The organism is Mycobacterium botniense, from assembly GCF_010723305.1.
Taxonomy (GTDB): domain Bacteria; phylum Actinomycetota; class Actinomycetes; order Mycobacteriales; family Mycobacteriaceae; genus Mycobacterium; species Mycobacterium botniense.
In genome coordinates this window covers 205,602-228,881 of record NZ_BLKW01000004.1, presented here as the reverse complement: position 1 = coordinate 228,881, position 23,280 = coordinate 205,602, and the positions used below count along the sequence as shown (strand labels likewise).

Below are 23,280 nucleotides of genomic sequence, written 5' to 3'. Positions count from 1 at the left end.
CCGGCGCGGGTCGCTGGGTGCCGGCCCGCTCGCGAGCCGGTGTCCGTGATCGGCGTTCGACGCCGGTTCCCGCGTGTGCAGCCGGCTAGAGGGCGAGACCCGGGTACAAGGGATTGGCGGCCAGGAGTTCGGCGGCGGCGGCGCGCACCCGCTCGGCGGTGCCGTCGGCCAGCCGGTACCTGGCCTTCGAGGAGCCCTCCGGCTGGGTGTTGGTCAGCACGTCGACCACCAGCTCAGCCACCCGGTCGAATTCGGCGACACCGAAGCCGCGGGTGGTCAGCGCCGGGGTGCCGAACCGGATGCCGCTGGTATACCACGCGCCGTTGGGGTCGGCCGGAATGGAGTTGCGGTTGGTGACAACCCCGGCCTCCAGTAGTGCCGACTCGGCCTGGCGCCCGGTCAGACCAAACGATGTGACATCGAGCAGCACGATGTGGTTGTCGGTGCCGCCGGTGACCAGCCGCGCCCCGCGCCGCAGGAACCCGTCGGCGAGGGCCTTGGCGTTCTCGGCGATGCGCTGCGCGTAGACGCGGAACGCGGGTTGACGGGCTTCGGCCAGCGCAACCGCCTTGGCCGCCATGACGTGCGGCAGTGGCCCACCCAGCACCATCGGACAACCCTTGTCCACGGCATCGGCGTATTCCTGTTGGGCGAGCACCAAGCCGCCGCGCGGACCCCGCAGTGACTTATGGGTCGTGGTCGTGGTGACATGGGCGTGCGGCACCGGGTCGTCGTTGCCGGTAAACACCTTCCCGGCCACCAGCCCGGCGAAGTGCGCCATATCCACCATCAACGTGGCGCCCACCTCATCGGCGATCTCACGCATTGTGGCGAAGTTGATCCGCCGCGGATAGGCCGAGTACCCGGCGACCAGGATCAGCGGCTTGAATTCACGTGCCGCGGCGGCGACGGCGTCGTAGTCCAGCAGACCGCTGTCCGGATCGGTGCCGTAGCTGTGCTGAGAGAACATCTTGCCGGAGATGTTGGGCCGGAAACCGTGGGTGAGGTGCCCGCCGGCGTCCAGTGACATACCCAACAATCGCTGGTTGCCGAGCTTGTGCCGCAGTTCTTCCCAGTCTTTCTCGGAGAGGTCGTTGACGTGGCGGGCCCCGGCCTCGGCCAGGCTGGGCGCTTCGACGCGGGAGGCCAGGATCGCCCAGTAGGCAACCAAGTTCGCGTCGATGCCCGAATGCGGTTGCACATAGGCGTACGGCGCTCCGAACAGCTCACGGGCGTGCTCAGCGGCCACACTTTCGACGGTGTCGACGTTCTGGCAGCCGGCGTAGAAGCGATGCCCGACAGTGCCCTCGGCGTACTTGTCGGAGAGCCAGCTGCCCATAGTAAGCAGCACCGCCGGCGACGCGTAGTTTTCACTGGCAATCAATTTGAGTGAATCGCGCTGATCGGCAAGCTCTTTGCGGGTCGCGGCGGCAATGCGGGGTTCGACAGACTCGATGACCTGGAGCGCCGCCCGGTAGGCCGTACTCGCGGTATCGGCGCATTCGGTGCCGGGCGCGGGGGCCGAGCTGGTCACGGTGGAGTCTGCTGCCATGGGCTCGAGCGTAGTCCGCCCCTGCGCGGTGGATGGGCGGTGCGGGTCTCGGCATGAGACGGTAGGCGCGCACAACGACCGCCCGGGGGCGCCATCGCACCTGAGTCTTCGCAGAACAAGCGGCAAAAGGCGTTCACGACAGCCTAAGGTCCGGGAGCGATCGGCACAGCGCGGTGATCGTCGCGGACGAGCGGTCCGAGATTACCGCGGACGCGCCCGCCCGCGAGAGCTCGGCAACCGGGTCGGCAGCGCTGCGAGTGGCCGAGACGGACCGGTCGGCCGCCGGATCGGGCTGCCACCCAGGTCAGGCAGATGGTCACCGGTCGTGAAGGCAGGCCGGACACCCGCTGACGCATGCGGTGTCGCCCCAGCCCTTCGCGGCCCGGGCACTGCTGCAAGACTGACAGCTATGCCGCGGCTTAGCGAGCCGAGCCCCTACGTCGAGTTCGACCGAAGTGAGTGGCGCGCGCTGCGCATGTCGACCCCGCTTGCCCTCACCGAGGAAGAACTGACGGGCCTGCGCGGCCTTGGTGAGCAGATCGACCTGCTGGAAGTCGAGGAGGTGTATCTGCCGCTGGCGCGGCTGATTCATCTGCAAGTCGCCGCCCGCCAGCGCCTCTACGCCGCCACCGCGGAATTCCTCGGCGAGCCGTTACAAAACCCCGACCGGCCGGTCCCGTTCATCATCGGCGTGGCCGGCAGCGTGGCGGTCGGCAAGTCGACCACCGCCCGTGTTCTGCAGGCTTTGCTGGCCCGGTGGGACCACCACCCCCGGGTGGACCTGGTGACCACCGATGGCTTCTTATACCCCAACGCCGAGTTGCAGCGGCGGAACCTGATGCACCGCAAGGGATTCCCGGAGAGCTATGACCGGCGGGCGCTGCTGCGCTTTGTGACGCTGGTGAAATCCGGTGCCGACTACGCGTGCGCACCGGTGTATTCGCATCTGCGTTACGACATCGTCCCGGGAGCCAAGCACGTCATCCGCCATCCCGACATCCTGATCCTGGAGGGCCTGAACGTCTTGCAGACCGGGCCAACCCTGATGGTGTCGGACTTGTTCGACTTCTCGCTGTACGTGGACGCGCGGATCGAGGACATCGAGCAGTGGTATGTGTCACGGTTCCTGGCCATGCGCACCACCGCGTTCGCCAACCCGGAGTCGCACTTTCATCACTACGCACGGCTGACCGACGAGCAGGCGATCGCTGCGGCCAAAGAGATCTGGCGCACGATCAACCGACCGAACCTGGTCGAAAATATCCTGCCGACCCGGCCGCGGGCCACCCTCGTGCTGCGCAAGGACGCCGACCACTCCATCAACCGGGTGCGGCTGCGCAAACTGTGACTGCGGGTGCGCTAGCCCGGCAGGCCGGGGCGGGTCCGCGCACCGCCACCTGGTACGGCGGCGCCCCGCACCGGCGGGAAGGAAGTCACGCCGACAGGCGGCGCACCCCGGAGTAGTGCGGGGAGGCGAACAACGCAGTGGAGCCGCCGCTGGCGATGCCGCGCCCACACCGGCGGCCGTCAGCGGTGCCATTGTGGCCGCCACAACTGCCGCCGCCGTGGCGACGAGACGACGCCAATGCCGGGCGCGGCGTGGGCAGCCCGGCGAGGGTGAACACCATCAGGCCAGACAGCACCACTCCTTGCGATCGTGGCCCGGACATCTTCGAGCGTGCTGCAGCAAAGCTGCCCGATCGATATAGGGCACTGTAGTGCCCGACGCTGCCAGTTAGATCCCGTAACGGCGGTGACGCAGGCTGTAATCCCGCAGTGCGCGCAGAAAATCGACCCGGCGAAACGCGGGCCAGTACGCTTCGGTGAACCACATCTCTGAATACGCGCTCTGCCACAGCAGAAAACCGGACAACCGCTGCTCCCCTGAGGTCCGGATGACCAAGTCCGGATCCGGTTGGCCCGAAGTATAGAGATTTTCGGAAATAGCTTCGACGGTCACGGCGTCGACAAGCTCTTCGGCGGTCGCGCCGTCAGCGAGTTTTTTGCCGAGTAAGGCACGCACCGCGTCAACGATCTCCTGACGGCCCCCGTAGGCCACCGCGACGTTGACGTGGAAATCGGCATTCTTGGTCGCAGTTGTCCCTTCTACAGCGTCACGTAGCCGTCGCGCGGGTTCTTCCCCCAGCAGCTCCAGATCGCCCACCGTGCGGACGCTCCAGCGGTTGGCCGGCGCGCAGATCTCTTCGACCACGTCGGTAATGATTTCAATCAGGGCTGCCAGCTCGTCGGGATCGCGTCGCAGGTTCTCGGTGGAGAGCAAATAGACGGTGGCCATTTCGATACCGGCGTCCTGGCACCAGCGCAGCATCTCGGCGATCTTGGCCGCCCCCATCCGGTAGCCGTAGCTCACGTCGTCGTATCCCGCGCTGCGCGCCCAGCGCCGGTTGCCGTCACATAAGACAGCGATGTGGCGGGGCAGCGCAGATTTCGACGCCGCCAGGCCCTGGCGCAGCCGCATCTCGTAGATCCGATACAGCGGTTCCTTGAGACGCGCCGGAATGATTTCCACGAACAGTCAGACTAGCCGGGCCGGCAATAATTCTCGCTGACCGTCCGCGCGTCACAAAGTGTCTGCACAGGTAGGCCTACTACCGTGGTCGACAACCGTGAGCGAGCACCGAGAAATGAGGTAGCAGCGGATATGGCAAGCCCGGTCAGCGCGGCAGCCAAAGCGGAGCATGAGCTGCCGTCTTTGTCGACGGTCCTCCCCGCTGATCGGCCCGATGGCGGCGATCGGCGTCTGGCCAAGCCGCGCTTCCGCGGCTGGATTCATGTGCACTCCGCCGCCGTGACCACCGTCGCGGGGGCGGCACTGGTAGCGGTCTCGTGGACGATGGTATCCACCCGCGCGGGACTCGCCACCCTCACCTACGTTATGTCCGCCGTGGCAATGTTCGCGGTCAGCGCGATCTACCACCGCGTTCAGTGGAAATCGCTGACCGCCCGGCATCGCATGAAACGGCTCGACCACTCAATGATTTTCCTGTTCATCGCGGGCAGCTACACTCCGTTCGCGGTGCTGGCTATGCCACCGCAGGCTGGGCGGCTGGTGCTGGGGATCGTGTGGGGCGGCGCGCTGGCGGGCATTGTGCTCAAAGTGTGCTGGCCGCTGGCGCCGCGCTGGGTGGGTGTGCCGCTGTATCTGCTGTTGAGCTGGGTGGCGATCTGGTTCACCGGCACCATCTTGCACGGGGCCGGGGTCGCCGCGTTCGTGCTGCTGATCGTCGGTGGCGTGGTGTACAGCATCGGAGGTCTGCTCTACGGGCTGCGCTGGCCCGACCCGTGGCCGGCGACGTTCGGTTACCACGAGTTTTTCCACGCTTGTACCGCGGTGGCCGCCATTTGTCACTACGTCGCCATGTGGTTCGCAGTGTTCTGACCCGATACCGATCCGGGGCCCAGACCCAACCTCTGACAAGTCGCTGCTGATCGGGATATGCCGGCCTGAGGAAATACCACGCGGTCACCCACCTGACCACTCGTCACCGGCCACCGTGCGGCAGCGCAAGAAGCTGCTCAGGCCGGGTGGTTCACGCGACTGTACACGCCGGAAAACGTGGCGGAGCGCCGCACGGCGGCGCTCATCCCGACTGTCCGGGTCCTGAGCGGACCGCTTCGTCACCGGATCCAAGCTGAGTGACGTCGGCCGCCGACCAGTAAGCCTTCATCGCAGTGACCTTGCCGTCGTCGGCGAAAGCCATCACGTCGATCGGCTCGATCCGCACCACGCTGCCACCGGTTGCCACCGTAAGCCGAAACTGGAATGCCGCCTCGTTGCCGGCAACCCGCAGCGACACCAACTCACAGTCTCGCTCCGCGCCGTCGAGAGCCGAATAAAAACTGCGGATCGCTTGCCGCCCAATGTGCACCTCACCGCCGACCGGATCTTCCACGGTGGCGTCAGCGGCGTACATCTCGACCAGATCGTCCACGCTGCCGTTGGCGAGCAAGCCAAGGTAGCGGTGCACGGCGTTGGTTATGGCTTGAGTTCTTTCCGGGGCACTCCGCATGGCAGGCACGCTACTACTCGGGCACGCCCAACGCGGCCATCAGCTCCGGTGTGGTGGTGACCGGCATGTCGCAGACCCCTCCCCGGCAAACATAGGCGGCGTCCGCGCCGTCGACTCGGCCCCGCCCGGCGAGCAGCTGCGACGAGCCCGCTGCGCCGCCCACCACGACCGCCCCGCCGGGCGCCAGTCGACGCGCCTCCGCCAGCAACGCGGACTGCGACGGGTCGCACGCCACCGCGATCTGTAGTGGTCCGCGGACAGCACATTCGGCGACCGCCAGCCAGTGACCCGCCGACCGTGGCGCGCGCTGCAGCAGCGGCGAATGCGCGCGCAGTGCATCGGCCGCCGCCTGCCGATATCGTTCGGCACGCTCACCGCTGACCAGGTGCGCGGCAATGAGCAGCGCCTCGGTCACCGACGAGGCGCCCGACGGTGTCGCCCCGTCCAGTGGGTCGGCGGGCCGCAACACCAGTTGCTCTGCGTCATCGGCGCTGTCGAACCAGCGGCCGGGCCGGTCGGGATCGGCGAAATGTGCCAGGGCAATATCGAGTAGCTCGGTCGCTGTGGCCAGCCACGTCCCGTCGCCGGTGAGTTGATACAGCGTCAGCAGGCCGGTGGCCAGCATGGCGTGGTCTTCCAGGATGGCTGCGCTCTCGCCGACTACCCCGCCCAGGCTGGCCCGACGCAACCGCCCGTCGACAAGGTGCAGGCTTATCAGCGCTGCCGCGCAGCGGCGTGCGGCGTCGGCCAACTCAGGAGCCTGCAACGCCACACTGGCTTCGGCCAACGCGGTGATCGCCAGCCCGTTCCACGCGGTGACGACCTTATCGTCGCGGTTGGGCTGGGGCCGGTTGAGCCGGGCCGCCCGTAGTGCGTCGCGAACCCGCTCGAAGCGAGCCGGGTCATCAGGGTCTTTCGGCAGCTGCAGCACCGAGCTGCCGTTCTCAAACGTCCCGGATGGGGTGACTGCGAAAATGTCTGCCGCCCAACGTCCGTCAGCGTCACCGAGCACCTCCGCGAGCTGTGCGGGTGTCCAGACGTACGTCGAGCCCTCCCGGCCGTCGGCGTCGGCGTCCAACGACGAGGTGAACATGTCGGCATCGGTCAGCTCGACGAGCAGGAAGCGTGCGGTCTCACCGGCCACCCGACGCGCCAGCGCATCTCCGGTCCGACGAGCCCAGTGCGCATACACCCGGAGCAGCAGTGCGTTGTCGTACAACATTTTCTCGAAATGTGGCACCACCCAGGCGTCGTCAACGCTGTAGCGGGCGAAGCCGCCGGCCAGCTGATCGTAGATGCCGCCGCGCGCCATCGCGGTACACGTTCGGGCGACCGCCGTTAAAGAGTGAGGAGACCCGGTGCGCTCGTAGTGACGCAGCAGCGCCTCCAGCAGCGCCGACGGCGGGAATTTCGGTGCCCCGCCGAACCCGCCGCGAACGGTGTCCTCATCGCGCAGCACCGCGGCAACGGCGTGGTCACAGAGCGCCGGTTGCACCTCCGGGCCGCCGCCGGGCAGCCCCGACGCGATCGCGCGCAGCTCGTCGGCGATGCGGTCAGACGCCTGCTCGACCTCGCCGCGACGGTTGCGCCACGTCTCGGTGATAGCCGAAAGTAGCTGCAAAAAAGCGGCTTTCGGATAATAGGTGCCGCAGAAGAAGGGGCGGCCGTCGGGGGTGAGAAAACACGTCATCGGCCAGCCGCCCTGCCCGGTCAGCGCGACGGTCGCGTTCATGTAGACCGCGTCGATGTCGGGCCGCTCCTCGCGGTCGACTTTCACGCAGACAAATCCCGAATTCATCACGGCAGCCACCTCATCGTCTTCAAACGATTCGTGGGCCATGACATGACACCAGTGGCAGGCGGCGTAGCCCACCGACAGCAGGATGGGAACGTCGCGCTCCGCGGCCTCGGCCAGCGCCTGCGGCGTCCACTGTTGCCAGTGCACCGGGTTGTCGGCGTGCTGACGCAGATACGGGCTGGCGGCCCCGCCCAGGGTGTTGGCGGCGGGGTTCATCGACGGATCCTTGGGCTCGGCCCGCCGGCCCGTATCTGCGGGGTTCCGGCGCCTATCATCGCCGGACTAGTGCTCACCGTTAGGCTCATGTGGTGATCCGCTGCTCTCGGTACGGGCACTGCCGCCACGGGTGTCCGTCGCGGTATCGGCAGGCCGGTCGGCGGCGGGGCCGGCAGCCTCGCCGGGGGGCCGGGTGTCGGCCGCCGCTGCGGTGCGCTCGGTAACGGGCCGATCCGGCGCGTTCTTTTCCTCGAACGATGCCGGAACTTTCCGTAGGTGCCGGTTCATCGACCGGATCAGCACCACCGTACCCAGCATCAGTAACACGATGACCAGCAGCCCTAATGGGCTGGCCTTGCCGAAATCGGGCCCGGTGTTGCGGGGGGCGTCATCGGCGAAAAGACGCCACGCCGTGAGCAGTCCCCGGTTCACTGCTCGGCCTCGATTCCGGCGAACAAATCGGTCTCCGGAAGGCACACCGGGACGCGTGAGCGGGCCAGCTCGAACTCCTCAGTGGGCCATAGCCGCTGCTGCCAGGCGATGGGAGCGGCGAAAAAATCGCCATCCGGGTCGATCTGGGTGGCGTGTGCGCGCAGCGCATCGTCGCGCTGACTGAAATACGCCGAACACTCCACCCGGGTCGTCACGCGGTCAGCGAAGACGTCGTGCTTGGGATCCCAGTGTGCCAGCCATTTCTCGAACGGGCCTCGCTGGCCATGTTTGGCGAACTCGTCCTGCAGCAGCTGCATTCGTTGGCGCAAGAAGCCGTGGTTGTAGTACAGCTTGGACACCGCCCACGGCTCACCGGCATCGGGAAAGCAACGAGGGTCCGCGGCCGCCTCATACGCGGCGACCGACACCTGGTGACACCGGATGTGGTCGGGATGGGGGTAGCCGCCGTTTTCGTCGTAGGTGGTCATGACGTGAGGGCGAAATTCGCGCACCACCCGCACCAAGGCTTCGGTAGCCACCTCCAGCGGCACCAGGGCGAACGAATCCTCCGGCAGCGGCGGCGGCGGATCCCCTTTGGGCAGGCCCGAGTCGACGAAACCCAGCCACCTATGCTCCACGCCTAAAATCTCGGCGGCCTTGGCCATCTCATCGCGGCGAATATCGGCGATGCGTCCACGCACTTCGGGCAGATCCATCGCCGGGTTGAGGATCTCTCCGCGTTCGCCCCCGGTCAAGGTGACCACCAGCACGCGGTGGCCCTCATCGGCATAGCGGGCCAGGGTAGCGGCGCCCTTACTGGACTCATCGTCGGGATGGGCGTGCACCGCCATTAGCCGAAATCCGCTCACGTGCTCCCTGTTCGTCTGCTGTCGAGCGCCGGACCTTTATTCCAGTTCTAATCGTTGCATGTCCTCGACGGGTGACCCCGGGCCGGAGAGACGGCGTCGTCTCCGGTGCCGGGCGGCTGAGATGATGCGAGTGGGGACGTCCAGCAAACCACCGGTGACAAGGGTCATCCACCGCTGTGACATCGACGTGCCTGCTGATCTCCACGCCCGTGAACGTGCAATTCTTCTGTCGACCCATGAGACGTCGCGAGTGAATACGTCGTTAGCTGAGCTCTCGCGGTGGTAATCTTATGAGATGCACGGTTCCTACTGGGACCGTGTATTGCTGCATTAGCGGCTATAGATGGAACAGAGCGGCAATACACGCAGTGGAACCGCACTCCCCCAGCAACGAGACAGACGACAAGCTAGCCCGCGCGAAGACGGCAGAACCTACGACACGAGGAGCGCGACGAAATGGCGGACACGCAGGTGACCTGGTTGACCCAGGAGTCACATGACCGACTTAAGGCTGAGCTCGACCAGTTGATCGCGAATCGCCCTGTTATCGCCGCGGAAATCAACGCCCGCCGCGAGGAGGGAGACCTGCGGGAAAACGGCGGATACCATGCCGCCCGCGAGGAGCAGGGCCAGCAAGAAGCCCGCATCCGTCAGCTGCAGGAACTGCTCAGCAATGCCAAGGTGGGTGAGCCTCCCACCCAGTCGGGGGTAGCGCTGCCCGGTTCGGTGGTCACCGTCTACTACAACGACGACGAATCCGACACCGAGACGTTCCTGATCGCCACCCGCCAAGAGGGCGTCAATGACGGAAAGCTGGAGGTGTACTCGCCCAACTCGCCGCTGGGGGCCGCGTTGATCGACGCCAAGGTGGGCGAAAGCCGCACCTATAAGGTGCCCAACGGCACCACGGTGAAGGTCACGTTGGTCAGCGCCGAACCGTATCACCCGTAGTCCGGGGCGGGCCGAGCGGCTCGCCTCCGTGGGACAGGCACCCACCCCGGGGATTGTGCGGCGCCCGCACCCCACTACCGCAGCGCCTGCTCGAGGTCGCCCAGCAGATCGGTGATGTCCTCGATACCCACCGACAGCCGTACCAGGTCGTCGGGGACTTCCAGCCGCGAGCCTGCCGTCGACGCGTGTGTCATCGCGGCCGGGTGTTCGATCAGCGATTCCACGCCGCCCAGTGATTCGGCCAGGATGAACACCGTGGTGTTGGCGCAGAGCTTCTCGGCGGCTTTGCGCCCGCCACGCATCCGCAGCGAGACCATGCCGCCAAAACCGCGCATCTGCCGCGCGGCGATCCGGTGCCCGGGGTGGTCCGGCAGACCCGGGTAGAGCACCGTGCTCACCGACGGGTGCCCGGTGAGGAAATCGGCGACAGCGGCGGCGTTTTCGCTGTGCCGCTGCATCCGCAGCACCAGGGTCTTCAGGCCGCGCATGGTCAGATACGCGTCGAACGGTCCCGGCACCGCGCCGGCACCGTTTTGCAAGAACCCGAATGCGCTGTCGAGCTCTTCGTCGTTGGTGACGAGCGCACCCCCGACCACATCAGAGTGACCACCGATGTACTTGGTTGTCGAATGCAGCACCACGTCGGCGCCCAGCGTCAACGGCTGCTGCAGTGCGGGCGATGCGAACGTGTTGTCCACCAACACTTTTGCGGAGTGCTCGTGACCAAGCTGGGCAATGGCCGCGATATCGGCCACTGATAACAAGGGATTAGTGGGCGTCTCCACCCAGATCAGCCGGGTACGCGACCTGATCGCGGCGCGCACGGCATCGAGATCGGACAACGCCACCGGTGTGTAGTCCACATTCCACTGGGTGAATACCTTGTCGATCAGCCGGAATGTGCCGCCGTAGGCGTCGTCGGGGATGAGCAGGTGGTCTCCGGGTCGCAGTAAGGCTCGTAGCGCGCAGTCACCGGCGGCCATCCCGGAGCTGAACGCGCGGGCGTAAGCCCCCTCTTCGACGGCGGCCAGCGCGGCCTCCAACGCCGTGCGCGTCGGGTTGGCGGTGCGGGCATATTCGAACCCCCCACGCAAGACGCCGACACCGTCTTGGGCGAATGTGCTGCTGGCATAGATCGGGGCGTTTACTGCCCCGGTCGCCGGATCCGGGGGAGAGCCGGCGTGGATGGCCTTGGTCGCCAGTCCGGTGACCCGCTGCCCCATCGTGCCGCCGGGTATGCGGTGCTGTTCGCTCATCGACGAACAGCCTAATGACAGCCGCCGGCGGAGCGGGCGGCTGCCGTTCGGGCGGCGGCTGTCGCGACTATCCGAACCGGATCGGCGGGTGCTGTCTCAGCCTGCTTTGCCCTCGGCGGTGCTGCAGTGCTGGCGCCCCGCCCCGGCGGGCAGACACACAGTCGCCATGATCTTGTCGGCCAGGGTTTGTCGTTTGGCATCCCATAACGGCAAGAAGAACCCGATACCGAGCAGAACCAGGTCGACACAATGCGCAAGCTGGCGCACTATGGATAACCCAAAACCGATCGGCTGACCTGTGTTCTCGCTAACAACCGTGAACTTCATCACCGACTTGCCGATGCTGGACCCAGTGGTGCCCTGGCGATAGCCGTAGTTCCACAGCAGATAACCCAACGCCACCATGACGGCCAGCCAGAAAGCCGTCAAACCCATGGTGGTCGGGCCAGTTGCACACACCTCGTCGATGTTGTAGCGCGAGATGTCGGTAAGACAGGCCGTCTCCCAACTCGAGGACAGCACCACCGCACCAATGCCGATGAGGGCAGCACAGGGAACAATGTCGACGATAAACGCCAGCAGCCGGCTGGACCACGACGTGTAGCCCTGCGGCGGCAGACCCCGGACCGCGGGTCCGGGCGGCGGTGGCGCATAGCCGCCCGCAGACGGGGGCGGTGGTGGATAGCCACCCGCGGGCGGCGGCGGGGGTGGCGGGGGGGTAACGCGGTCCGGGGCCGCCGTATCCGCATCCGGTGGCGGGGTCTTATCAGCAGACTGCGCAGGCTGATCGGTCATGGACACCTCAGGTGAAGGATTAGCTGGCCGCACTACAGTACCCGAGACCTGTCATCGGGCACGCGTCGCCGGGCACTTTCAGGCAGGAGCACAGCCCAGGCCACCCGGCACCCTAGCCCGGCCGCGATCACCTTCGTGGCGGCAGGACGGAGTCTGGTAGCCGAAGTAACATGCTCTCCGGCCGCCCCGCTACCGCCGTGGCGACCCCTCGGACAAGAAACCCAACAAATCGTGCCGGGTGATCACCCCGACCGGCTTTCCGCCTTCCACCACCATCAGCGCATCGCAGTCTCGCAGGGCCTTGGCGGCCGCGCTGACCAACTCACCGGCGCCGATCATCGGTAGCGGCGGGCTCATGTGCAGCGACACGGCGTCGGCAAGTTTGGCGCGCCCCTCGAAGACGGCCGAGAGCAGTTCGCGCTCAGACACACTGCCGGCGACCTCGCCTGCCATCACAGGCGGCTCCGCGCCCACCACCGGCATCTGGGACACCCCGTACTCGCGCAGAATGCCGATAGCGTCACGTACCGTCTCCGACGGGTGGGTGTGCACCAAGTCGGGCAGCGCACCCGATTTTCCGCGCAGCACATCTCCGACCGTAGGCTGCTCGACGGAGCCGTCCAGCCGGCTGCGCAGGAATCCGTACGACGACATCCACGCGTCATTGAAGATCTTCGACATGTAGCCCCGCCCGCCGTCGGGCAACAGCACCACGATCAGGGCGTCGGGTCCGGCTTCCCTGGCAACCTTCAGTGCCGCCACCACTGCCATACCGCACGACCCGCCCACCAGCATCGCTTCTTCACGAGCCAGCCGCCTGGTCATTTCGAAGGAATCGGCGTCAGAGACCGCGATGACCTCGTCGGGCACGCTGGGGTCATAAGCCGCGGGCCAAAAATCCTCGCCGACCCCCTCGACCAGATAGGGCCGCCCACTACCGCCGGAATAGACCGAACCCTCCGGGTCGGCGCCGATGATCCGCACGGTGCCGCCGGAGACATCCTTCAGGTAGCGGCCGGTGCCGGTAATCGTGCCTCCGGTACCGATACCGGCCACGAAGTGGGTTACCTTGCCGTCGGTGTCGGCCCAAATTTCCGGACCGGTGGTCTCGTAGTGGCTGGCGGCGTTGTCCGGGTTGGCGTACTGGTCAGGTTTCCACGCGCCGTCGATCTCGGTGACCAGCCGGTTGGACACACTGTAGTAGCTGTCCGGATGGTCGGGCGGCACGGCCGTCGGACACACCACGACCTCCGCGCCGTAGGCGCGCAGCACATTCTGTTTGTCCTCGCTCACCTTGTCCGGGCAGACGAACACACACTTGTAGCCGCGCTGCTGGGCGACCATGGCCAGCGCCACACCGGTGTTGCCCGAGGTCGGTTCGACAATGGTGCCACCTGGCTTGAGCCGCCCGCTGGCCTCGGCGGCCTCGATCATCTTGACCGCGATGCGATCTTTGGAGCTGCCGCCGGGATTGACGTACTCCACCTTGGCCACCACCGTGCCAGCCCCGGGGGGGACGACGGAATTCAACCGAACCAGGGGGGTGTTGCCGATGAGTTCACTGATGTGCCGCGCGATCCGCATACGTTCATCGTCTCAGGCGATTTGCGCAGATGTTTGCTCGGCTCCGCACTCGCGGGCTGTCGCTCCCTCGCGGCCGCCCTGCCTGCGCGGCTGGCCGTACGGGTTAGTCGGTGGCTTCGCGAATGTACGCACCGATCTGCCGCAGCGAGCGGGTCGCCTCCGGCACCAGAGGCGCGGCGAGCTGGAAGTCGTGGATCTGGCCGGGCCAGACCCGCACCTCCGTCGGCACCCCGGCCGCCGCCAGCAAGCGCGCGGCCAACCGCGCGTCGTGTAGCAGTACCTCAGACCCGGATACGTGGATCAACGTCCGCGGCAGGCCCGGCTCGATGTAGTCCAGCGGCTCGTACAATTCCTCCGGTTTCCCGTTGACCGGGTGTTCAGCTGCCGCGCTGGCCACCAGCGCGACCAAGGCGTCGAATGCCCTGGCCGGAAACATCGCGTCGGTCTTGATATTGGGATGGGCCTGTTTCGGTTGCTTTGCCAGCTGCAGCAGCGGCGAGATCGCCACCAGCGCGGCAGGTTCGTCGCCTTCTTTGTGCAACCGCTGAGCAAGCGCGAGCGCGAGATAGCCGCCCGCGGAGTCGCCCGCCAGCACGATCTGGTCCGGCTCGTAGCCGCGTAACCGCAGCCAGCGATAGGCGTCGTGGCAATCATCGAGGGCCATCGTGACCGAGTGCTTGGGAATCAGCCGATAATTGACCACCAAGACAGGCGAGTCAGCGAACTTTGACAGCGCGTTGACAATTCTGCTGTGCGAATTCGCGCCACATGTCAAAAATGCACCGCCGTGCAGATAGAGCACCACGCGTCGGTGACCATCTGCGGGTAACACACCGGGCGCTCGGACGAGTTGGGCGCTGGCGTGGGGCAAACTCACAGTAGTCCGAATAGTGCCCGGGGTCGGCAGCATGACCCGGGAAACAAAGTCGATAATGCCGAACGGCCACGGCATATGCGGGAGATAACTCAACGCCGCCACGGCCGGCCTGATAGTTAGCCACGATGCCAGCCACACCAATCTGGCCGCCACGCTGGGGCCGGTTTCGATGACTTCGACGGGAACTCCGTCGCTGACCGAAAAGCGCCGAGAAGTCCTACGCCTGCGCAGATCATGGCGGAACGAGCCGGATACCGGGCTGAATGCGGTCATGCTCAACACTTCCTACGCCGTTGTAGTCATGTCGACGAGGCGGCGCGACACCCGTGCGACCGGTCCCATTTGTCCGGTGTACCCGCCCAGGCGCTCAGCCAACCTCGCACACTTAGCTTGACACGCTCATTAATTTGAACAATCAAAGAGTCTGATTCGATACCGCATCTGTTCCAGTCCGTGACCACGACGGCCGGCGGCTACCCGGTCTGGGATGGTGGCGCACCTAAACTGGTGATGTGGACGTTCGTGTACCGCGGCGTTCGGTGATTGCACTTGCCGCAGCGGGTGTGCTTGCCTCCACAGGCACGGCCTGTTTAGGGGCACGCAATTTGCTGGTCGGTCAAGCGACGCAAGCGCGCGCTGTCATTCCCAAGGCATGGGGGGATATGCCGCCGCGCGCCGACGGCGTGTACACGCGCGGCGGCGGACCGGTGCAGCGGTGGCAGCGGGGGATGCCCGTCGACGTGCATCTGATGATCTTCGGCGATTCGACTGCAACCGGCTACGGCTGCCACAACGCCGAGGAAGTCCCGGGCGTGCTGCTCGCGCGTGCGCTCGCCGAGCAGACAGGCATGCGAGTCCGGCTGAGCACGAAGGCCATCGTCGGCGCCACTTCTAAAGGGCTGTCCGGCCAAGTCGACGCCATGTTTGTGGCCGGACCGCCGCCCGACGCGGCGGTGATCATGATCGGAGCCAATGACATCACCGCGCTCAATGGGATCGGCCCGTCCGCGCGCCGGCTGGGTGCGGCGGTGCAGCGGCTGCGGGCCAGTGGCGCGGTCGTCGTCGTCGGCACCTGCCCGGATTTTGGGGTCGTCACCGCGATCCCCCAGCCGTTGCGCTGGCTGGCCCGCGCTCGTGGTCTGCGGCTCGCCCGTGCCCAAGCTGTCGCCGTCAAAGCTGCCGGCGGCGTGCCGGTGCCGCTGGCAGACCTGCTGGCCCCCCGCTTCCGGCACGCTCCGGAGCGGTTGTTTTCCCACGACGGTTACCACCCATCAGCGGCCGGCTATGCGCTGGTGGCCGACCAACTGCTCCCGGCCTTGCGCCATGCGCTCGGCGAGGCCGCTGGCACGACGACATCCGATCGTTCGTCACCGTCGGTCGCGGCAGAACCTGGTCACGGCCGGCTGCGACTCAAGCTCATGGCGCGGTTGTGGCGGCGGCCCACAACCGGGGTGCCGGCACCCGTCATCGTGCCGAGCGGCAGCTAGCGACTACATTCGGTCTAGCCCGGCGACGTACGGCCGGTCTGCGCCCAGTGGTAAAGCCGGCGATACCGGTGAGGCTTGGCGCTGTCTCGCGCCGACAACGGACCGGCGGGATCCCACCCGCCGGCCGGGGCACGTCCGGGCGATCGGGTTAGCCGATATCGATGCAGCGCCTGGAAGGAGGCACAAGGGTGCCAGAAGCCGTCATTGTCTCAACTGCTCGCTCGCCCATCGGCCGCGCGGCCAAAGGATCGCTGGTGAACATGCGACCCGACGACCTGGCCGCGCAAATGGTGCGTGCCGCGCTCGACAAAGTGCCCGCGCTAAATCCCCACCAGATCGATGACCTGATGATGGGCTGCGGGTTGCCCGGCGGCGAGTCGGGATTCAACATCGCCCGCGTGGTGGCAGTCATGCTCGGTTACGACTTCCTGCCGGGCACGACCGTGACCCGGTACTGCTCATCATCGCTTCAGACCACACGGATGGCTTTCCACGCGATCAAAGCCGGCGAAGGCGACGCGTACATCTCGGCGGGCGTGGAGACGGTGTCCCGTTTCGGCAAAGGCAACTCCGATTCGTGGCCGGACACCAAAAATCCACTGTTCGCCGAGGCCCAGGAGCGCACAGCAGCCGCAGCCGAGGGTGCGGAGGAATGGCACGATCCGCGCGCCGACGGGAAACTGCCCGACATCTACATCGCCATGGGTCAGACCGCCGAAAACGTCGCACTGCTGACCGGGATTAGCCGCGAAGACCAAGACCGTTGGGGCGTGCGCAGCCAGAACCGCGCCGAAGAGGCGATCAAGAGCGGTTTTTTCGAACGCGAGATCGAACCCGTCACACTTCCGGACGGCACCACCGTCAGCACTGATGACGGCCCGCGACCCGGCACCACCTACGAGAAGGTAAGCCAGCTCAAACCGGTGTTCCGGCCGAACGGCACGGTGACCGCCGGCAACGCCTGCCCGCTCAACGACGGCGCCGCGGCGTTGATCATCACCAGTGACACCAAAGCCAAGGAACTCGGGCTCACCCCGCTGGCTCGGATCGTGTCCACCGGGGTGAGCGCCCTGTCACCGGAGATCATGGGGTTGGGCCCGGTCGAAGCCACCAAGAAAGCACTGACCAACGCCGGCATGTCGATCCGCGATATCGACCTGTTCGAGATCAATGAGGCCTTTGCGGTACAGGTGCTCGGCTCTGCCCGTGAGCTGGGCATTGACGAGGACAAGCTCAACGTCTCCGGCGGAGCGATCGCTTTGGGCCATCCGTTCGGCATGACCGGAGCCCGGATAACGGCCACCCTGGTCAACAATCTGCAGACCTATGACAAAACGCTGGGTCTGGAAACGATGTGCGTCGGCGGCGGGCAGGGTATGGCGATGGTGCTCGAGCGGCTGAGCTAACCGGCTTGGACAGCGATCAGCCGGCACGGCGGCACCCCGCGGTGGACCGGTGGGGCGCGGATCGGCCCGGTACGGGGCGAACCACCAGGAAAAGCCGGCGCTACCAGCGCGCCGGCTTTTCTTCGCGGCCCGAGCTGCTAGTCGTTCTGCAGATAACTCAGCAGACGCAGGATCTCGATGTACAGCCAGACCAGCGTCACCGTCAACGCCAGCGCGATACCCCATGCCGCCTTCTCCGGTGCTCCGGCGCGGATCATCTGGTCGGCGGCGTCGAAGTCGATAAGGAAGCTAAAGGCTGCCAAGCCGATGCAGACCAGCGAGAACATGACCGCCAGCCAGGGGATACCGGCTTGGTGCGGGCTGCCCTGGATACCAAGGCCCGCTCCCCCGTTGACACCAAACATGCCCAATAGCATGTTGCCGACCATCAGAGCGAGCACACCGAACAAGCCGGCCACAACCATGCGGGTGAATTTGGGGGTAACCCGGATCGCGCCGGTTTTGTAGACCACGAGCATCCCCGCGAACACGCCCAGCGTCCCCAAGATCGCCTGCCCGATCAACGTCCCCGCATTGGTGGTGGACACGCCGATGTTGGCCAAGATGAACGAGATGGCGCCGAGGAACATACCCTCAAGCGCGGCGTAGGTGAGCACTAGTGCCGGGTTGTCCTGGTGCCGGCCCAGGGTGGCCGCGAACACCACCGCCAGTCCGCCGAGTCCTCCGATCAGGGTCAGCGGCATCGCCAGGGCAAGATTTGCCGACACCATGAAGTAGGACACCACGGCGGCAGCCGACAACACCGCCAGCGTCACACCCGTCTTGGTCACGACATCATCGATGGTCAGCGGCCGGGTCACCTTGGCCTCGCGGTACGGGGCGTAGGGATTGGCCTGGTAGCCCGCGTACATCTGCTGGCTGCCGGCTACACCGGTACCGAATTGCGCGTATCCGCCCCTCTGCTTAGGCAGCGAACGAAATACCGGGTTGCTTGTCTCCCGCACCGTCGGATCCTCTCTCGTCCTGTGGCTTCGAGCTGTAAAAACACCTCGTCAACGACCGGCGGCCCGGCCCGGTTCCCAACTGCCGTGCGGTACCGTCCGGCCGGCCCTCGAACTAAACCTTACCTGCGGGCGCCCCTCAGCGGGTAACGATCTAGATTGCTGACCAAGTCTTGGGCCGTATGCAACTAAAGGACCGACGGGAGGCTACCCGCATGACAGGCGAATCGGGTGAGGTCCTGACCCGCATCGCTGACGGTGTCGGCTTTGTGACCCTCAACCGGCCGAATGCGATCAACTCGCTAACCCGAAACATGGTGAACAGGCTGAGCGCGGTACTCACCGACTGGGCGCACGACGACGCGGTACGTGCCGTCATACTGTCCGGGGCCGGGGAACGCGGACTCTGCGCCGGCGGTGACGTGGTGGCGATCTACCACAGCGCCCGCGCCGATGGCGTCGAGGCGCGCCGGTTCTGGCGTGACGAATACCTGCTCAACGCACAGATCGGACGTTTTCCCAAACCCTACGTGTCGTTGATGGACGGCATCGTGATGGGTGGCGGCGTCGGTGTCGGCGCCCACGGAAACATCCGGGTAGTAACCGACACCACCACAATGGCGATGCCCGAGGTGGGCATCGGGTTCATCCCCGACGTCGGCGGCAATTATCTGTTGTCCCGCGCGCCCGGGTTGCTGGGCTTGCACGCGGCGCTGACCGGTGCGCCGTTCTCCGGCGCTGACGCTATCGCGCTCGGGTTTGCCGACCACTACATCCCGCGCGCCAAACTCACCGAGTTCACCCAAGCGATCGTCGCTGACGGCGTCGAACGCGCACTCGCCAACCACACCGTCGAACCACCGCCGAGCAACCTTACCGCGCAACAGGATTGGATCGACGAGTGTTACGCGCGCGAGACCGTCGCCGATATCGTCGACACGCTGCAACACCACGGCAGCCAAGCGGCGCGTGACGCGGCGAAGCTGATCACCACCCGATCGCCGATAGCGCTGTCGGTCACGCTCGAGGCGGTGCGCCGCGCCGCCAAGCTGGACACGCTGGAAGATGTTCTCACCCAGGACTATCGGGTGTCATGCGCAGCACTGCGTTCACACGACCTGGTGGAGGGCATCCGCGCCCAGCTTATCGACAAGGATCGCAATCCAGTGTGGTCCCCGGCGACGCTGGCGGATGTCAGCGCAACTGAGGTTGAGGGGTATTTCGCACCGGTCGACGACGACCTGAAGTTCTAGAGAGGCAACCATGGCTTACCAAACGATTCTGACCGAGCGGGATGGGCGCGTGGGCGTCATCACGCTTAACCGGCCACAGGCCCTCAACGCGCTCAACACCCAGATGATGAACGAGGTCACCAGCGCGGCAATCGAGTTCGACAACGATGAGGGTATCGGCGCCATTATCGTCACCGGTTCGGCCAAAGCGTTCGCCGCGGGTGCGGATATCAAAGAGATGGCTGCGCTGACGTTCAGCGACGTCTTCGGCGCCGACTATTTCGCCGCCTGGACCAAGCTGGCGGCGGTACGCACGCCGACGATCGCCGCGGTTGCCGGCTATGCCCTCGGCGGGGGCTGTGAGCTGGCGATGATGTGCGATCTCATCATTGCGGCTGACACCGCCAAATTCGGCCAGCCGGAGATCAAACTGGGTGTCCTCCCCGGTATGGGCGGATCGCAGCGGCTTACCCGCGCCATCGGCAAGGCCAAGGCCATGGACCTGATCTTGACCGGGCGAACCATTGATGCCGCTGAGGCCGAACGCAGCGGGCTGGTGTCACGGGTGGTGCCCGCGGACAACCTGACGGCCGAGGCCAAGGCCGTCGCCAAGACCATCTCCGAGATGTCGCTGACGGCAACCCGGATGGCCAAGGAAGCGGTCAATCGTGCCTTCGAATCGACCCTGAGCGAAGGTCTTCTCTACGAACGCCGGCTGTTTCATTCGGCATTCGCCACTGCCGACCAGTCCGAAGGGATGGCGGCATTTATTGAGAAGCGTCCCGCGAATTTCACTCACCGATAAGGCGATTCAGCGTGCGATCGATGCCCGGCTACGCTCCGCCCTGCGCGATCCGGAGCCGCCGTCCCGGCATGGTGGCCGAGAACCGGTCTTTGCCGGCCCGCGGATGAGGGGTTTTCCTCGCGCCGAGACGCGCACAATGGGCGTATGCCCGATCCCGCTGGGCGTGGCCCTTCGCAGCCCGATGCAGTGCGTGTCACCGGCTCGCCCCACAGCGCTGCGATGCGGGCGGGCAGCTCATCACCGACCCGCGTCGCCCTGGCACTGGGCAGCGGTGGCGCTCGCGGGTACGCCCACATCGGGGTGATCGAGGAGCTGCATGCTCGCGGCTACCGTGTGGTGGGCATCGCCGGTTCATCGATGGGCGCACTGGTCGGCGGGCTGCACGCAGCGGGCAAGCTCGACGAATTCACTGAGTGGGCAAAGTCGTTGACACAACGCACGATTCTGCGCCTACTCGACCCATCCATCAGCGCCGCCGGAGTGTTGCGCGCTGATAAAATCCTGGATGCAGTCAACGACATTCTCGGCCCGGTCAGCATCGAACAGTTGCCAATTCCATACACCGCGGTGGCGACCGATCTGTTGGCCGGCAAGTCAGTGTGGCTGCAGCGAGGCCGTGTCGGCGAAGCCATCCGGGCCTCCATAGCGATACCCGGGGTGATTGCCCCATACGCCGCCGAGGGCCGGCTGCTCGCCGACGGGGGAATCCTGGATCCGCTGCCGATGGCGCCGATAGCCGCAACCAATGCCGATCTCACCATCGCGGTAAGTCTCAGCGGCAGCGAGACACCCGGAAGCCGCGACGCCGAGACCCGCGCCACACCGGAATGGCTTCACCGCATGCTGCGCAGCACGTCTGCGCTCTTCGACGTCACCGCTGCACGGTTGCTGCTGGATCGGCCGGCGGCGCGCGCGGTGCTGAGCCGGTTCGGGGCGCCGGCGCCGGAATCCGACAGCGAGTCCGATATCGGCGACGGGACCCCCCTCAGTGCCGCCGAGGAGCCCGACGTGCCCAGACTCGGCACCTTCGAGGTGATGAACCGCACCATTGACATCGCACAGGCCGCGCTGGCGCGTCACACCCTCGCCGCCTACCCGCCCGACGTGCTGATCGAGGTGCCCCGGTCGACGTGCCGCAGCTTGGAATTCCACCGCGCGGCCGAGGTGATCGATGCCGGCCGGGTACTGGCCGCGCGCGTCTTGGATACTCACGAAGCCGTGACGGACGAAGCCCCACCACCTACGGTCGACCGTTAGACGCCCAGGAACCCCTCCACTCTCGCGGCCTCACGCCGGCCCTGCGCACGTCCCGCGACCGCCGAGGCCACGCGGCACCGGGGATCCAGCGGGTTGGTCCCGAACGCTGCCACCGCGTCGTCGTCAGCGAACACACCCAACGCCCTGCCGGCGAATGCCGCGATCTCGGCTGCCGGGCCCGGGCCGAATAGTGATGGCGCCGACGCGGCCATGGGAACCAGCACAACCGCCAGTTCACAATCACCGGCGACGTCAAGGTTGATCGAGCTGCCGATGCCGCCGTCCATGTATCGCCGGTGCCCGATTCTCACCGGCGGCCACGCGCCGGGCACCGCGCAACTGGCTGCCACCGCGTCGACCAGCTCGACGCCGGAGTCGCGGTGGAAGACAACCCGCTCTCCGGTGGCGATGTCGATAGCGGTGATCCGCACCGCCCGGTCCGGCCACTCGTGCGACGGCAGCCGGCGGGCGATCACCTCGTGACGGATCGGCCCGGCCACGGTTTCGGCGGTCGACGCCATCGCTCCGATGCGCTGCCGCTTCTGCGCGGCCGTGGTGTCCGGTGCGGCCATGGCGGCCAGAAAAAGCGCGGTCACCTGATCCACGCCAACACCGGGATCAAGCTCAGCAGACGTTTCAGCGACTTGCCGGGTGAACAGATCCTCAAGCGCGGTCCCGCTGCTGACCTGAGCCGCCACCGCGGAACCGGCCGACGTCCCGACCAGCACCTCAGAATCAAGCAGCCGCCGGGCCACTTCCGGCGACTCGTCGGCGATACCGCGCAGAATGCCAATCTCCCAAGCGATTCCCGCTACTCCACCGCCTCCGAACACGAGAGCGCACCTGGTTGTCACGGTTACACCGACTCATGCTGCGCCGCCTGCGCCGCCGGGCTCAGGTCCTCTCGGCGCAGCTGGTGCGCGGGTGGATCCGGTAGTGCCAGGCGGCTGGTGATCTGCAGCGTGGCGTCGACGTGGATCAACTCTCCCGGCGAGAGCAGCCGCCACCGCGGGTCGTCATCCATTGGTTCACTCGCGAACACCACCGATGGCGCGACTGCCAGCTGTTCAGAACGTGCGCGAATCCGGTTAGTGCGCAACTCAAAAGCTCGATCGACCGCACGTTCCCGGCGGTCCAAGACATACAGCTCGTGTGGCTCCGGGTAGCGCAATGCCCACACATCGGTAGCGGTGCTCAGCAGGATGTTGGCGGCGTAGATCGGCACATTGGCAGCCAACCATCTCATGGCGTCCAGCAGACCGGCCGGCACGTCACCGGCGCGAGCACGGATCGAGGCGGTAATCAGCGCGAATACCCGCTCGGAATCCGTCTGGCCGGCTACCAGACCGGCGGTACCAAGCTCGCGAAGACGTTCATCGAGCGGGTCCAGGCGTTCCAGCACCCCGTTGTGGGCGAAGATCCGGCCGTCCTGCATAAAGGGATGGGTGTTGACAATGTCATGTGATCCCGCTGTCGCGTAGCGGACATGGGCGAGGAAGGTGGTGCCGGTCATGTGATGAGCTTCGAGCGCGAAATCGATGTCTTGCCAAGCCGCGATCGGCTGCTTGCGCACCTCTGGCCGTCCGTCTGCATCGAAGACACCCAGCCCCGTGCCATCCGGGTTCCTTCTGCTCTGCACGGCCAGGTTGTTCGGAGCATCGAGCAGCCAAAACGTTGCCTTGACAACGTTGGTGCCGGCGTGAAGGGCGAAGAGTCGACACATAACCCCGA

22 protein-coding genes are annotated in these 23,280 nt (G+C 66.1%); 8 read left to right on the top strand and 14 right to left on the bottom strand.

Annotated features, from left to right (window positions below; translation table 11 throughout):
• Window positions 1-85: 85 nt before the first annotated feature.
• Window positions 86-1,552 carry a glycine hydroxymethyltransferase gene (locus tag G6N08_RS11285; RefSeq protein WP_163757339.1) on the bottom strand — a complete coding sequence of 489 codons (1,467 nt, stop codon included), beginning with the start codon at window positions 1,550-1,552 and terminating at the stop codon, window positions 86-88.
• Between the two features lie 409 nt (window positions 1,553-1,961).
• Between G6N08_RS11285 and coaA the strand changes: the two genes are divergently transcribed.
• A complete protein-coding gene (gene coaA, locus G6N08_RS11280; RefSeq protein WP_163757337.1) occupies window positions 1,962-2,900 on the top strand; it encodes a type I pantothenate kinase in 939 nt (312 codons plus the stop codon).
• A gap of 85 nt (window positions 2,901-2,985) precedes the next feature.
• On the opposite strand, the gene G6N08_RS11275 is transcribed toward coaA, so the two are convergent.
• Together G6N08_RS11275 and G6N08_RS11270 are read right to left on the bottom strand one after the other, a co-directional pair.
• Window positions 2,986-3,222 carry a hypothetical protein gene (locus tag G6N08_RS11275; protein ID WP_163757335.1) on the bottom strand — a complete coding sequence of 79 codons (237 nt, stop codon included), beginning with the start codon at window positions 3,220-3,222 and terminating at the stop codon, window positions 2,986-2,988.
• A gap of 65 nt (window positions 3,223-3,287) precedes the next feature.
• On the bottom strand, window positions 3,288-4,082 hold the full coding sequence (locus tag G6N08_RS11270) for a (2Z,6E)-farnesyl diphosphate synthase (RefSeq protein WP_163757333.1): 795 nt from the start codon (window positions 4,080-4,082) through the stop codon (window positions 3,288-3,290).
• Window positions 4,083-4,214: 132 nt separating this feature from the next.
• Between G6N08_RS11270 and trhA the strand changes: the two genes are divergently transcribed.
• The gene (trhA, locus tag G6N08_RS11265) at window positions 4,215-4,952 is read left to right on the top strand and encodes a PAQR family membrane homeostasis protein TrhA (RefSeq protein WP_163757331.1); all 738 of its coding nucleotides are present in this window, start codon (window positions 4,215-4,217) and stop codon (window positions 4,950-4,952) included.
• Window positions 4,953-5,154: 202 nt separating this feature from the next.
• Here the strand turns inward: trhA and G6N08_RS11260 are convergent, their stop codons facing one another.
• The 4 genes from G6N08_RS11260 to mca all read right to left on the bottom strand — a co-directional run bounded on the left by G6N08_RS11260 (window position 5,155) and on the right by mca (window position 8,898).
• Window positions 5,155-5,583: a nuclear transport factor 2 family protein gene (locus tag G6N08_RS11260; protein WP_163757329.1), complete on the bottom strand. Its 429-nt coding sequence runs from the start codon at window positions 5,581-5,583 to the stop codon at window positions 5,155-5,157.
• Window positions 5,584-5,596: 13 nt separating this feature from the next.
• Window positions 5,597-7,597 (bottom strand): thioredoxin domain-containing protein, encoded by a 2,001-nt coding sequence (locus G6N08_RS11255; protein WP_163757327.1) that lies wholly within the window; start codon window positions 7,595-7,597, stop codon window positions 5,597-5,599.
• A 66-nt stretch (window positions 7,598-7,663) separates the two neighbouring features.
• Window positions 7,664-8,029 (bottom strand): hypothetical protein, encoded by a 366-nt coding sequence (locus tag G6N08_RS20735; protein WP_246216739.1) that lies wholly within the window; start codon window positions 8,027-8,029, stop codon window positions 7,664-7,666.
• Window positions 8,026-8,898 (bottom strand): mycothiol conjugate amidase Mca, encoded by an 873-nt coding sequence (gene mca, locus G6N08_RS11245; RefSeq protein ID WP_163757325.1) that lies wholly within the window; start codon window positions 8,896-8,898, stop codon window positions 8,026-8,028. Before mca ends, G6N08_RS20735 begins: the two co-directional genes overlap by 4 nt.
• 456 nt (window positions 8,899-9,354) lie before the next feature.
• On the opposite strand from mca, the gene greA reads away from it, so the two are divergent.
• Window positions 9,355-9,849, top strand: a complete 495-nt coding sequence (gene greA, locus G6N08_RS11240; RefSeq protein ID WP_163757324.1) for a transcription elongation factor GreA — start codon at window positions 9,355-9,357, stop codon at window positions 9,847-9,849.
• Between the two features lie 74 nt (window positions 9,850-9,923).
• Here greA and G6N08_RS11235 read toward each other — a convergent pair whose 3' ends face one another.
• From G6N08_RS11235 to G6N08_RS11220, 4 genes are all read right to left on the bottom strand, one after another.
• Entirely contained in the window at window positions 9,924-11,072 is a 1,149-nt protein-coding gene (locus G6N08_RS11235) for a cystathionine gamma-synthase (protein WP_371869055.1), read from the bottom strand.
• Window positions 11,073-11,201: 129 nt separating this feature from the next.
• The gene (locus G6N08_RS11230) at window positions 11,202-11,900 is read right to left on the bottom strand and encodes an RDD family protein (RefSeq protein ID WP_163757319.1); all 699 of its coding nucleotides are present in this window, start codon (window positions 11,898-11,900) and stop codon (window positions 11,202-11,204) included.
• A 189-nt stretch (window positions 11,901-12,089) separates the two neighbouring features.
• Entirely contained in the window at window positions 12,090-13,484 is a 1,395-nt protein-coding gene (locus G6N08_RS11225; RefSeq protein ID WP_163757317.1) for a cystathionine beta-synthase, read from the bottom strand.
• A 103-nt stretch (window positions 13,485-13,587) separates the two neighbouring features.
• A complete protein-coding gene (locus G6N08_RS11220; protein ID WP_163757314.1) occupies window positions 13,588-14,634 on the bottom strand; it encodes an alpha/beta hydrolase in 1,047 nt (348 codons plus the stop codon).
• A gap of 239 nt (window positions 14,635-14,873) precedes the next feature.
• Between G6N08_RS11220 and G6N08_RS11215 the strand changes: the two genes are divergently transcribed.
• Together G6N08_RS11215 and G6N08_RS11210 are read left to right on the top strand one after the other, a co-directional pair.
• Window positions 14,874-15,848, top strand: coding sequence for an SGNH/GDSL hydrolase family protein (locus G6N08_RS11215; protein WP_163757312.1), 975 nt, complete (start codon window positions 14,874-14,876; stop codon window positions 15,846-15,848).
• A gap of 188 nt (window positions 15,849-16,036) precedes the next feature.
• Complete coding sequence (locus G6N08_RS11210) at window positions 16,037-17,254, top strand: acetyl-CoA C-acetyltransferase (protein WP_163757310.1); 1,218 nt, start codon at window positions 16,037-16,039, stop codon at window positions 17,252-17,254.
• Window positions 17,255-17,391: 137 nt separating this feature from the next.
• On the opposite strand, the gene G6N08_RS11205 is transcribed toward G6N08_RS11210, so the two are convergent.
• A complete protein-coding gene (locus tag G6N08_RS11205; protein WP_163757308.1) occupies window positions 17,392-18,258 on the bottom strand; it encodes a Bax inhibitor-1/YccA family protein in 867 nt (288 codons plus the stop codon).
• Between the two features lie 212 nt (window positions 18,259-18,470).
• On the opposite strand from G6N08_RS11205, the gene G6N08_RS11200 reads away from it, so the two are divergent.
• The 3 genes from G6N08_RS11200 to G6N08_RS11190 all read left to right on the top strand — a co-directional run bounded on the left by G6N08_RS11200 (window position 18,471) and on the right by G6N08_RS11190 (window position 21,549).
• Window positions 18,471-19,508 carry an enoyl-CoA hydratase/isomerase family protein gene (locus tag G6N08_RS11200; RefSeq protein WP_163757306.1) on the top strand — a complete coding sequence of 346 codons (1,038 nt, stop codon included), beginning with the start codon at window positions 18,471-18,473 and terminating at the stop codon, window positions 19,506-19,508.
• A 10-nt stretch (window positions 19,509-19,518) separates the two neighbouring features.
• Entirely contained in the window at window positions 19,519-20,292 is a 774-nt protein-coding gene (locus G6N08_RS11195) for an enoyl-CoA hydratase (RefSeq protein ID WP_163757304.1), read from the top strand.
• Window positions 20,293-20,511: 219 nt separating this feature from the next.
• Window positions 20,512-21,549 carry a patatin-like phospholipase family protein gene (locus G6N08_RS11190; RefSeq protein ID WP_163760481.1) on the top strand — a complete coding sequence of 346 codons (1,038 nt, stop codon included), beginning with the start codon at window positions 20,512-20,514 and terminating at the stop codon, window positions 21,547-21,549.
• Here G6N08_RS11190 and G6N08_RS11185 read toward each other — a convergent pair.
• Both G6N08_RS11185 and G6N08_RS11180 read right to left on the bottom strand, forming a co-directional pair.
• The gene (locus G6N08_RS11185; RefSeq protein ID WP_163757302.1) at window positions 21,546-22,403 is read right to left on the bottom strand and encodes a patatin-like phospholipase family protein; all 858 of its coding nucleotides are present in this window, start codon (window positions 22,401-22,403) and stop codon (window positions 21,546-21,548) included. The two genes, G6N08_RS11190 and G6N08_RS11185, sit on opposite strands and share 4 nt — an antisense overlap.
• 2 nt (window positions 22,404-22,405) lie before the next feature.
• Complete coding sequence (locus G6N08_RS11180) at window positions 22,406-23,272, bottom strand: class II glutamine amidotransferase (protein ID WP_163757299.1); 867 nt, start codon at window positions 23,270-23,272, stop codon at window positions 22,406-22,408.
• Window positions 23,273-23,280: the final 8 nt, after the last annotated feature.